This window comes from Micromonospora sp. CPCC 206061 (assembly GCF_036906915.1).
GTDB lineage: Bacteria > Actinomycetota > Actinomycetes > Mycobacteriales > Micromonosporaceae > Phytohabitans.
This window is the reverse complement of record NZ_JBAKHX010000060.1, coordinates 42,154-51,878: the sequence shown is the minus strand read 5'-3', so window position 1 is coordinate 51,878 and position 9,725 is coordinate 42,154. Positions and strand designations below refer to the sequence as shown.

At 71.4% G+C, this 9,725-nt stretch carries 13 protein-coding genes and 1 pseudogene; 6 read left to right on the top strand and 8 right to left on the bottom strand.

The genetic code is table 11. The features are described from left to right. The first annotated feature begins 756 nt into the window (after positions 1 to 756). A complete protein-coding gene (rpmB, locus tag V6V89_RS30000; RefSeq protein WP_265255297.1) occupies positions 757 to 948 on the top strand; it encodes a 50S ribosomal protein L28 in 192 nt (63 codons plus the stop codon). Positions 949 to 1,030: 82 nt separating this feature from the next. On the opposite strand, the gene V6V89_RS29995 is transcribed toward rpmB, so the two are convergent. From V6V89_RS29995 to V6V89_RS29990, 3 genes are all read right to left on the bottom strand, one after another. Continuing rightward, positions 1,031 to 1,165, bottom strand: coding sequence for a hypothetical protein (locus tag V6V89_RS29995; protein ID WP_334622841.1), 135 nt, complete (start codon positions 1,163 to 1,165; stop codon positions 1,031 to 1,033). Between the two features lie 13 nt (positions 1,166 to 1,178). Continuing rightward, positions 1,179 to 1,535, bottom strand: a complete 357-nt coding sequence (locus tag V6V89_RS41880) for an RNA polymerase sigma factor (protein WP_442935248.1) — start codon at positions 1,533 to 1,535, stop codon at positions 1,179 to 1,181. A 94-nt stretch (positions 1,536 to 1,629) separates the two neighbouring features. After that, complete coding sequence (locus V6V89_RS29990) at positions 1,630 to 2,565, bottom strand: thiamine-phosphate kinase (protein ID WP_334622840.1); 936 nt, start codon at positions 2,563 to 2,565, stop codon at positions 1,630 to 1,632. A gap of 92 nt (positions 2,566 to 2,657) precedes the next feature. On the opposite strand from V6V89_RS29990, the gene V6V89_RS29985 reads away from it, so the two are divergent. Beyond that, positions 2,658 to 2,891, top strand: a complete 234-nt coding sequence (locus V6V89_RS29985) for an Lrp/AsnC ligand binding domain-containing protein (protein WP_265253164.1) — start codon at positions 2,658 to 2,660, stop codon at positions 2,889 to 2,891. After that, a complete protein-coding gene (locus V6V89_RS29980) occupies positions 2,892 to 3,449 on the top strand; it encodes a DUF3515 domain-containing protein (protein ID WP_334622839.1) in 558 nt (185 codons plus the stop codon). On the opposite strand, the gene V6V89_RS29975 is transcribed toward V6V89_RS29980, so the two are convergent. Together V6V89_RS29975 and V6V89_RS29970 are read right to left on the bottom strand one after the other, a co-directional pair. Then, the gene (locus V6V89_RS29975; protein WP_334622838.1) at positions 3,446 to 4,531 is read right to left on the bottom strand and encodes a D-alanine--D-alanine ligase family protein; all 1,086 of its coding nucleotides are present in this window, start codon (positions 4,529 to 4,531) and stop codon (positions 3,446 to 3,448) included. The genes V6V89_RS29980 and V6V89_RS29975 overlap by 4 nt on opposite strands. A 63-nt stretch (positions 4,532 to 4,594) precedes the next feature. Continuing rightward, entirely contained in the window at positions 4,595 to 4,825 is a 231-nt protein-coding gene (locus tag V6V89_RS29970) for a hypothetical protein (protein ID WP_334622837.1), read from the bottom strand. 101 nt (positions 4,826 to 4,926) lie between these two features. On the opposite strand from V6V89_RS29970, the gene V6V89_RS29965 reads away from it, so the two are divergent. Together V6V89_RS29965 and V6V89_RS29955 are read left to right on the top strand one after the other, a co-directional pair. Then, positions 4,927 to 5,163, top strand: coding sequence for a helix-turn-helix domain-containing protein (locus V6V89_RS29965; RefSeq protein WP_334622836.1), 237 nt, complete (start codon positions 4,927 to 4,929; stop codon positions 5,161 to 5,163). Beyond that, positions 5,163 to 5,756: pseudogene (locus V6V89_RS29955) on the top strand (Clp protease N-terminal domain-containing protein); the annotation flags it as partial. The gene V6V89_RS29965 and the pseudogene V6V89_RS29955, both read left to right, overlap by 1 nt. An 18-nt stretch (positions 5,757 to 5,774) precedes the next feature. On the opposite strand, the gene V6V89_RS29950 reads toward V6V89_RS29955, so the two are convergent. The 3 genes from V6V89_RS29950 to V6V89_RS29940 all read right to left on the bottom strand — a co-directional run bounded on the left by V6V89_RS29950 (position 5,775) and on the right by V6V89_RS29940 (position 8,681). Then, positions 5,775 to 6,887, bottom strand: a complete 1,113-nt coding sequence (locus V6V89_RS29950) for a cystathionine gamma-lyase (RefSeq protein WP_334622835.1) — start codon at positions 6,885 to 6,887, stop codon at positions 5,775 to 5,777. Then, positions 6,884 to 7,879, bottom strand: a complete 996-nt coding sequence (locus tag V6V89_RS29945; RefSeq protein WP_334622834.1) for an NAD(P)H-dependent glycerol-3-phosphate dehydrogenase — start codon at positions 7,877 to 7,879, stop codon at positions 6,884 to 6,886. The genes V6V89_RS29950 and V6V89_RS29945 overlap by 4 nt, the downstream gene beginning before the upstream one ends. A gap of 103 nt (positions 7,880 to 7,982) precedes the next feature. After that, positions 7,983 to 8,681 (bottom strand): lysophospholipid acyltransferase family protein, encoded by a 699-nt coding sequence (locus V6V89_RS29940; protein WP_442935247.1) that lies wholly within the window; start codon positions 8,679 to 8,681, stop codon positions 7,983 to 7,985. 163 nt (positions 8,682 to 8,844) lie between these two features. Here V6V89_RS29940 and cofC point away from each other — a divergent pair, with 163 nt between their 5' ends. Next, a complete protein-coding gene (cofC, locus tag V6V89_RS29935) occupies positions 8,845 to 9,534 on the top strand; it encodes a 2-phospho-L-lactate guanylyltransferase (protein WP_334622832.1) in 690 nt (229 codons plus the stop codon). Positions 9,535 to 9,725: the final 191 nt, after the last annotated feature.

Below are 9,725 nucleotides of genomic sequence, written 5' to 3'. Positions count from 1 at the left end.
CCCGAAGTCCCGGCTCCGCCGGGACGCTGCCGCACACGTGGCTGGGCCGAGTTTCGTCTCAGGGCAAATGCACGTGCTTTGATCTCATTTCCGCGTGCATTTGCCCTTGATCGACGCGAATGCCCTTGATCGAGGACCGCACATCGCGCCGGCCGCGCCGGCTGCGGACACCGCACCCAAGCCCGCCGCACCCCAAGCCCGCAGCGCCCAAGCCCGCAGCCACGGTGCGCCGCGAGCGCGCCGCGCTCGCGGCGCGGAGTACGAGACGCGGACGCGCCGCGCTCGCGGCGCGGGGTACGAGACGCGGACGCGCCCTGCCTGGCCACCGTCAAGCCGCGCCACCGGCCCGCGCCCGCGCCCGCGCACCCCTGCTGCCCGCCGAACTTGCCGAGCTATGGCTCAAATAGCGCCCGGCAGGTTCGGCTCGGTAGCCGGCCGCGCCGGCGTGCGTCAGCTCGCCGGCGCTCACCCGCAGAGCTCGCCGGCCGCGGCCCTCGCCGACGGCGTAGGCGGCCGTGTCGCCACGCCCGCTCCGCCGCACGGTCGCCGATCAAGGAGATGTCCGTCGATCAAGGGCAAATGCACATGGATCGGAGATCGAACCACGTGCGTTCGCCCTTGATCGACGGGAGAAGGCCGGGGGGGAGGCCGGGGAGGAGGGGGTTGGGAAACGGGCGGGGGGATCGGGTACCCTGGTCAGGTTGCCCGGGCTGCGTCCGGTGGCGACCTCACGATCGACAATCCCAGGAGTATCCCGTGGCTAGCGTGTGCGACGTCTGTGGCAAGGGGCCGGGCTTCGGCCACAACGTGTCCCACTCGCACCGGCGGACCAACCGTCGCTGGAACCCGAACATCCAGACGGTGCGCACCCCGGCCGGTGGCGGCACGACCCGCAAGATGCAGGTCTGCACCTCGTGCATCAAGGCTGGCAAGGTCGTCCGCGCCTGAGGCGCGACACCAAACCACCCACAAAACGACAGGAGCCGCCGGGTCGACGACCCGGCGGCTACATCTGTGCGTGGTGAAAAGGTCAGGAGGTGGCGAACAGGGCGCCGACCACCTTCTGCGTCCAGATGGCCTGGTATCCGACGCCGGGATCGAGCCGCACCGGCGACGCTGGGTCCAGCCTCAGGATGCTGTCGACGTTGACGCTGCGCCGCCCCACGGCCCGCCCCGCGTCAACGCCACCATCGCCCTCGCCGGCCGGGTCGCTGGCCGGGTCGAAGAGGATCTCGTCGCCGCTGCCCGCTGGGTGTGGCGGATCGCCACGAGGCGACGCTTGTCGACCGTGACCTCAGACGACGTGATGCCCCGCAGCGAAGTGAACGCCTCCAGCAGCGCCGCCCGCAGCTCCGAACTGAGCAGCAGGTCACACTTACATACAGCCAGGGCAGCAGGCCACCCCGTTCGGCGTCGTACCGGTCGCGTTGCTCGTACGCGACGAGGAACGTCTCGGCCACCACGTCTTCGGCGACCTGTTCCCCGACCCGCCGTGTGCAGTACCGGAGCAGGTCACGCGCGTACCGGTCGAACATCCCCGCGAGATCAGCCGGCTCGATCATCCCGGAGGTCGGCGCCGGCGTCGTCATGCCCTTTCTTGCCATCCGCCCGCGGCCATGTTCCCGGGTGCTAGAAGTGCTGCCAGCCGGGCGACCCCTTGTACGGCTTTCCGTCCACGGTCACCCCGGTGCCGTCGCGGACCTCGCCCACTACCCGCCACCACTCCGGCAGCGTCAGCCCGGCCGGGAACGTCGCGGCAAGCGCGTGGTCGTCGCCCCCGCCCAGCACCCACGTGTACGGGTCGGTGCCGAGCGCGTGCGCCGCGTCCCGCATCTGCCGCGGTATCTCGAACACGTCCCGCCGCACGTCCATGGCGACCCCGCTGGCTACCGCGACGTGCCCGAGGTCGGCCAGCAGACCGTCCGACACGTCGATCATGGCCGTAGCGCCGAGCCGCGCCGCCTCGGGACCGCACGCGTAGGGCACCTCCGGGCGCCGGTACGCCTCCACGAGGAGTTTGGGTGTGCGGAAGCCGCGCGACAGTACCGTGTAACCCGCCGCCGCGTACCCGCAGCGGCCGGCGACGGCGACCACGTCGCCTGGCCGTGCCCCGCTGCGCAGGACGGGCGCCCGGCCCTCCAGGTCGCCGAGCGCGGTGACCGCGATCATGAGCGTGGGGCTCGCGGACATGTCGCCGCCGACGACGCTGGCGCGCACTCTGGCCGCCTCGGCGCCGAGCCCGTCGGCGAGCTCCTCGGCCCAGCGGGCGTCCAAACCCGGCGGCACGCAGAGCGCGACCAGCAGCGCGGTCGGCACCGCGCCCATGGCTGCGATGTCGGCGAGGTTGGCCGCCGCGGCGCGGTGGCCCACGTCCTGTGGGGTCGACCAATCGCGCCGGAAGTGCCGGCCTTCGACGAGCACGTCGGTCGAGGCGACCACCCGGCCGTCCTTGGCGGCGACCACGGCCGCGTCGTCACCGGGGCCGAGCAGCGTGGACGGCCCGACGGGTAGGCGCGCGGTGACCCGGGCGATCAGGCCGAACTCACCGCTTCTCGCCACACTCACTTACGCCTCCCTCGGCACCGTCATGAATAGGGCCTGTTCCGTACGGTAGTTTCACGTTCGAGCCGCTGGCTGCGGCGGAGGGGAGTCGGATCGTGGTCCAGGCATACATCCTCATCCAGACCGAGGTCGGAAAAGCGCGTGACGTGGCCGCGGCGATCAATGATGTTCCGGGAGTGGTGCGGGTCGACGCGGTGACCGGCCCGTACGACGTGGTCGTGCTCACAGAAGCACATACGGTCGACGAGCTCGGCAAGATGATCGTCAGTAAGGTACAGATGGTTCCCGGTATTACTCGTACGTTGACGTGTTCGGTGGTGCACTTATAGGTGGACAGGACCACCCGGCAGGCGGCGCTGTGGGCAACGGCGGTGGCGCTGCCCATCACCGCGCTCGTCGCCGTTCTCGCGATCCGGGCGGCACAGCCCGATCCCGTCGCGCGGCCCACTCCGTCGGCCACCGCACCGAGTCCCACCTCCACCACGCCGGTGGAGATGGCCGCGCCCGCCCTGCCGGAGCGCGCCGCGACGGTATGCCGGGCCCTGCTGTCCCGCCTGCCCGCGACCGTGCAGGGCATGGCGCAGCGCCCGGTGACAGCCGGCGCTGAGCAGAACGCGGCATACGGCGACCCGGCCGTGACGGTGGCCTGCGGCGTGCCGGCGGCGCGGGTGCCGCCCACCGCCGAGTTGTTCGACCTCGACCAGGTGTGCTGGTACCAGACCGCGGGCGACGAGGCCACCGTGTGGACCACTGTGGACCGCGAGGTGCCGGTGCGGGTGACGGTCCCGAAGGCGTACGACCCACCGGGGCAGAAGGCCATCGCGTTCTCCGACGCGATCGTCGCCACGGTGCCGTCGCGGCCCGACGCCCCCAGTGGTTGCGCCTAAGACCGTCGGAGCGCGGTGCGGATAAGCCTGCTCACCAGCTTCGGGTACTCGAGACCGGTGGCGGCCCACATCCGGGGAAACATCGACGTCGGCGTGAAGCCCGGCATCGTGTTGATCTCGTTGAGGTAGACGTCGAGCTCGGGCGTGACGAAGAAGTCGACCCGGCCGAGCCCCGCGCAGTCGAGCGCGGTGAACGTGCGCGTCGCGTACTCCTGGACCTGCCGGGTGACCCGCTCGGGCAGGTCGGCCGGGATGTCGTACTCGCACGATCCGTCGAGATACTTGGCCTCGAAGTCGTAGAAGTCGTGACCGGAGACGCGCACCTCGGCCAGCAGCGACGCCTCAGGTGCCCCGCCGGCCTCGCCCTCCAGCACGCCGCACTCGATCTCACGGCCGACGATGGCGGCCTCGACCAGCACCTTCTGGTCGATCTGGCGGGCGGTGGCGACGGCGGATTCGAGGTCGGCCCAATCGGTGACCTTGGTGATGCCGTGTGACGAGCCGGCACGGGACGGCTTGACGAAGACCGGCAGGCCGAGCCGCTCCTTGTCTTCCTCGGCGAGCGTCACGCCGGCGCGCAGGACCGCGTACGGCCCGACCGGGATGCCCTCGGCCGCTGCCAGCTTCTTCGTGAACTCCTTGTCCATGGCGGCGGCGGAGGCGAAGACGTTCGCGCCGACGTACGGGATGCCGGCCATCTCCAGCAGCCCCTGGATGGTGCCGTCTTCGCCGTACTTGCCGTGCAGCGCCGGAAAGACGACGTCGACCTCGGCCAGCACCCGCGGTCCCGCGGTCGGGTCGAGCACCACGAGGCTGCGCTCGGTGGGGTCGGCAGGCAGGACGACGGCCGTGCCGGCGTCTGTGGTGATCTCCGGCAGGCGCCGGTCGGCGATCGCGAGCTGGGCCGGGTCGCCACTGGTGAGAACCCACTGCCCGGAGCGGGTGATGCCGACCGGCACCACCTCGTACTCATCCGGGTCGAGTGCGGCGAGGATGCTGCCGGCGCTGACTGCCGAGATGGCGTGCTCGGTGCTACGGCCGCCGAAGACGACGGCCACGCGAGTCTTACGTGGGCTGCTCACCCGGGTGACCCTACTCTGCGTGCGCGCGCTCCGCGCTGGTACGCGAGGGTCCGCGGGGTGCCGTCACCAGAAGTGGCGCCGGCGCTTCTTGTAGTGACCACGGAACTTCTTGTAGTGGCCACGGAAGCGGTAGTGGCCGTGGTATCCGTAGTGGCCGGGGTGCGGCGGGTAGCCGTGCCCTGGGTGGCCGTGACCGTAGTAGCCGCGGTGGCCGTGGCGGTGGTGCCGACCCAAGAGGCGACCGAGCTTGGCCACCAGGATCGAGTAGATCATCGCTTTCAGGTGACGCCCCATGAACTCCTCCTTCGCTCAAAGGGTAGGCGGGGGTCCTGTGAAACCCCTGTAAGCTGTCAACCAGAGTTGACAAACCCATCGTGTCAACGTAGGTTGACAACATGAGCGAGGCAACCGAGCTGGCCGCGGCGGCAGGCAGCACCGATCCCCGGGTCGGTCTGCGCGCCGTCCTGGCGCTGCGCCGCCTGCTGGAGAGCCTGGAGACGCTCCAGGTCGACAACGCGCGGCGGCAGGGCTGGTCGTGGCAGGAGATCGCGGACGCGCTCGAGGTCACCAGGCAGGGAGTACACAAGAAGCACGCCGGCCGCCGGCCGGCCAGCACGCGGCGGGAGGCGTGATGTTCGAGCGGTTCACCAAGCCGGCGCGCGATGTGGTGACGGGTGCCCAGACCGAGGCGCGGGAGCTTCGGCATCGGCACATCGGCACCGAGCACCTGCTGCTCGCGCTGCTGCGCGACGACGGCGGCATCGCGTCCGCGGTTCTGCGCGACGCCGGGGTCCATCCCGAGCAGGTACGCGCCGATGTGCGGGCGCAGGTGAGCACCGGTACCGACCCGCTGGGTCAGGCCGACGCCGACGCGCTCCGCTCGATCGGCATCGACCTCGACGCGATCCGCTCGAAGATCGAGGAGACCTTCGGCGAGGGCGCGCTGGACCAGCCGCACGTGTGCGAGGAGCCCCGCCGCGGGCTCTTCCGCCGGCAGCCGCGCCAGGCGCACGGCGGCTCGCCGGGGCACATCCCCTTCACGCCGCGCGCCAAGAAGGTGCTGGAGCTTGCGCTGCGGGAGGCGCTGCACCTCAAGCACTCGTACATCGGCACCGAGCACATCCTGCTGGGGCTGATCCGCGAGGGCGAAGGGCTGGCCGCCAGGGTGCTGACCGACGCGGGGCTGAGCCTCGACGACCTGCGCACCCACGTCCTCGACGCCCTCGACCGCGCCGCCTGACGGCTACGCCGGGGCGGTGTCGAGGGCGGCCGCGAGGTCGGCTACCAGGTCGGCGGCGTCCTCGATGCCGCAGGAGAGGCGGACGAAGCCCGGCGGTGTGTCGTCGCCCCACTGGGCGCGCCGGTCGGCCGTCGTGTGCAGGCCGCCGAACGACGTCGCCGCGAACACGAGCTTCGACGCGGTCAGGAACTGGCCCACCCGCTCGGCGCTGCCGAGGTCGAAGGACACCACACCGGGGATCCGCCGCATCTGCTGGGCGGCCACCTCGTACGAGGGGTCGTCGGGCAGGCCGGGCCACCGTACCCGCTCCACATCGGACCGGGCGGCCAGCGCCTGCGCAACGGCCGCCGCGTTGGCTGACTGGCGAGCCAGCCGGAGGTCCAATGTGGCCAGCGAGCGGTGTGCGAGCCAGGCGTCGAAGGCGCCCGGAATCGCACCGGTGTGCGAACGCCACGTGGTGATCCGGCCCAGCAGGTCGGCGGAGCGGGTGGCGGCGTACCCGAGCAGCATGTCGGAGTGGCCGGTCAGCGCCTTGGTGCCGGAGGCGACGGCGATGTCCGCGCCGAGGTCGAGCGGGCGCTGGCCGAGCGGGGTGGCGGTGGTGTTGTCGACGGCGACGAGAGCGCCCGCCTCGTGCGCCGCCACCGACAGCGCCGTCACGTCGCACACGTCCAGGCCAGGGTTCGCGGGCGTCTCCAGCAGGACCAGGCGTACGCCGTCGAAGGACGGGTACGGCCCGGCGGTGGGCGCGTACCCGACGCGCACGCCGAGCTGCTCCAGAGTGGACGCGGCGAACGAGCGCACGGTGTAGTAGCCGTCGCTGGGCAGAAGCACGGTGTCGCCGGGACGCAGCACCGACATCAACACCGCCGTGATGGCAGCCTGCCCGGTCGCGAACGCCCGGCAGTCGCCACCTTCCAGCTCGCCGATGGCGGCTTCCAGCGCTCGCCGGGTCGGGTTGTCCGGCCGGCCGTACCCGTCGGGTGCGGAGGCCGGGCCGGTGACCGGGTCGAGATGGTACGGCGCGGCGAACACCGGACCGGGAAGGAAGGGCTGCCCCGGCACCGGTTCGGGCAGTCCAGCATGGACACATCTCGTGCCGTCGCCAAAGGTCATTCCGGCTTCGTCTCCCGGCTCATCAGCGCGGTGAGCGCGACGCGCGGGTCGAGGCCCTCGTGGCAGACCCGCTCGACCTGCTCGGTGATCGGCATGTCCACATTGTGCGAACGGGCCAGGTCACGGATGGACAGACAGCTCTTGACGCCCTCGGCGGTCTGGCGGGTGGCCGCCTGCGCCTGCTCCAGCGTCTCGCCCCGCCCGAGGTGCTCGCCGAACGTGCGGTTGCGAGACAGTGGGGAGGAGCACGTGGCGACGAGGTCGCCGAGTCCGGCCAGGCCGGCGAACGTCATCGGGTCGGCGCCCAGTGCCACGCCCAGCCGGGCGGTCTCCGCGAGCCCACGGGTGATGAGCGTTGCCTTGGTGTTGTCGCCGAGCCGCATCGCGGTCGCCATGCCGTACGCGAGGGCGATCACGTTCTTGACCGCACCACCCAGCTCGGCGCCCACCACGTCGTCGTTGGTGTACGGCCGGAAGTACGGCGTGGTGATAGCGCGCTGCACGAGCGTCGCGCGCGTCATGTCGACGCACGCGACCACGGTGGCCGCCGGCTGCTCACCGGCGATCTCGGCCGCCAGGTTGGGCCCGGAGACCACGGCGACCCGCTCGGCGGACACCCCCGCGGTCTCGATGATCACCTCGCTCATCCGTTTGAGCGTGCCCAGCTCGATGCCCTTCATGAGCGAGACGAGCGTGGCGTCCGGTTCGAGGAAGGAGGCCCAGTCGGCGAGGTTGCCGCGCAGCGTCTGCGACGGCACCGCCAGCACCACGAGGTCGGCGCCGGCGATCGCCTTGCCCGCGTCGGAGGTGGCGGTGACCCGCTCCGGCAGCCGTACCGCCGGCAGATAGTCGGGGTTGGTGCCGTATGACCGGATGGCGGCGGCCAGCGACTCGCGGCGCGCCCAGATCGTCACGTCGGTACCCGCGTCGGCGAGCACCTTCGCGAACGCGGTACCCCAGGAACCGGCACCGAGAACCGCGGCCGTTGTCATGCGCCGCCTCCCGCGGCCGACACGAGCCGTAGCGACTGCCGGCTACAGGGAGGCTTTGGGGCGCATGACCCTCGCAAGCGGAGGTGAGCGCCGGCTGGCTCTGTCATGATGCCTTTTCTCCCTTCACAGGCGCCCACAACGGGGGCGGCGTCTCCTGCCGGATCTCGCCGAGCAGGTCGCGGACCCGCAGCATGATCTCGTCTGTCATCTCGTCGAGCACGGCCCGGGTCGGTTCCGCGCCGGCCCACTTGCTGAAGTCGACCGCCGGCCCGGCGGCGATCGCGATCGGGGTACGCGGGCGGATGCGGATCCTTTTGGTGCGCGGGTCGAAAAAGGTCTGCGGGCCCCACATGGCCATCGGGATGACCGGAGCGCCGGTGGCGAGTGCGAGCCGCGCCGCGCCGGTCTTGCCCCGCATCGGCCACAGATCCGGCTCTCGGGTGGTCGTACCCTCCGGGTAGATGATCACCGCGCCGCCCTCCTGGAGGGCCTCGGTGAGGGCGTCGAGCGACTTGGCCGCGTCGAGCGAGCCGCGCTCGACCGGGATCTGCTGCGCCCGCAGGATGATCTTGCCGACCACCGGGACCTTGAAGACGCTCGCCTTGCCGAGGAAGCGGGGCCAGCGGCCGGCGTCGTAGACGAAGTGCGCGCAGACGATCGGGTCGGCGTGTGACAGGTGATTGGGCGCGAGGATGACGCCGCCGGTGGCCGGGATGTGCTCCAGACCGGTCCACGTGCGCTTGGTCATCGGGGTCAGGACCGTCTTCACGAGAATGACAATTAATCGGCGCAAAAGCCCCAATCTGCGCCGCGCCGTCCGCACCACGGCCCCTCCTCGCTCCCACCAGCCAGCGTCGCCCGCCGGACGCCCGCAGCGAAATCATGCCTGCTGACAGCGGGTCCGGCTACATCCGCCGTTCCGCCACGGTTCCGCCGCCGTCGGTGGCGGCTGGCAGGATTGCGGTGTGGACGAGGCGACGTGGGCGGTGGTGCTGCCGGTCAAGCGGCTCCACGTGGCCAAGAGCCGGCTGCGGGGCGCGCTGCCCGGAGTGCCTCACGAGTCACTCGCGCTCGCCCTGGCGCAGGACACCGCACGTGCCGCACTGGCCTGCCCGCCGGTCGCCGAGGTGGTCGCCGTGACAGACGACCCCACCGTGGGGCGGGCACTGGCGAGGCTCGGCGCACGAGTCGTACCCGATGATCCCCGCGATGGGCTGAACGCCGCTTTCGCACATGGCGCCGCCGCGGCCGGGGCCGGACGCCCCGTGGCCGCACTCGCCGCGGACCTGCCGGCGCTGCGGCCCGAAGAGCTGGCCGCGGCGCTCAGCGCCGCGGCCACAAACGCCGGTCGGGCCAGAAGCTTCGTCGCGGACGCGCCGGGCACCGGCACCGTACTGCTGGCGGCGCCGCCCGGCACGGCACTCGACCCGCGTTTCGGTGTCGGCTCGGCGGAGGCCCACCGGCGCTCCGGCGCGCTACCGATGGCAGGGCACTGGCCGACGCTGCGCCGCGACGTGGACACCGCGGCCGACCTGGCGGTCGCGGCCCTGCTCGGACTGGGACCAGAGACTGAGGCGCTAACCGGAGGCATTCATGCAAGGAACTGTCGCGACCTACGACCCGCAGACGCGGTCCGGGACTGTGCTGCTGGATGACGGCACCGAGCTGGCCTTCCCCCGCGAGGCGTTCGACGCCTCCGGGCTCCGCCTGCTCCGCCTCGGCCAACGCCTACGCATCGAGATGAACGAATCAGGGCAGGTAACACAGGTAACCTTGCCCACGTTTGCGGACTGAGTTCACCTCACGTTAACCCTCATCGGGTGATGATAATGCGGTGAGCACCATG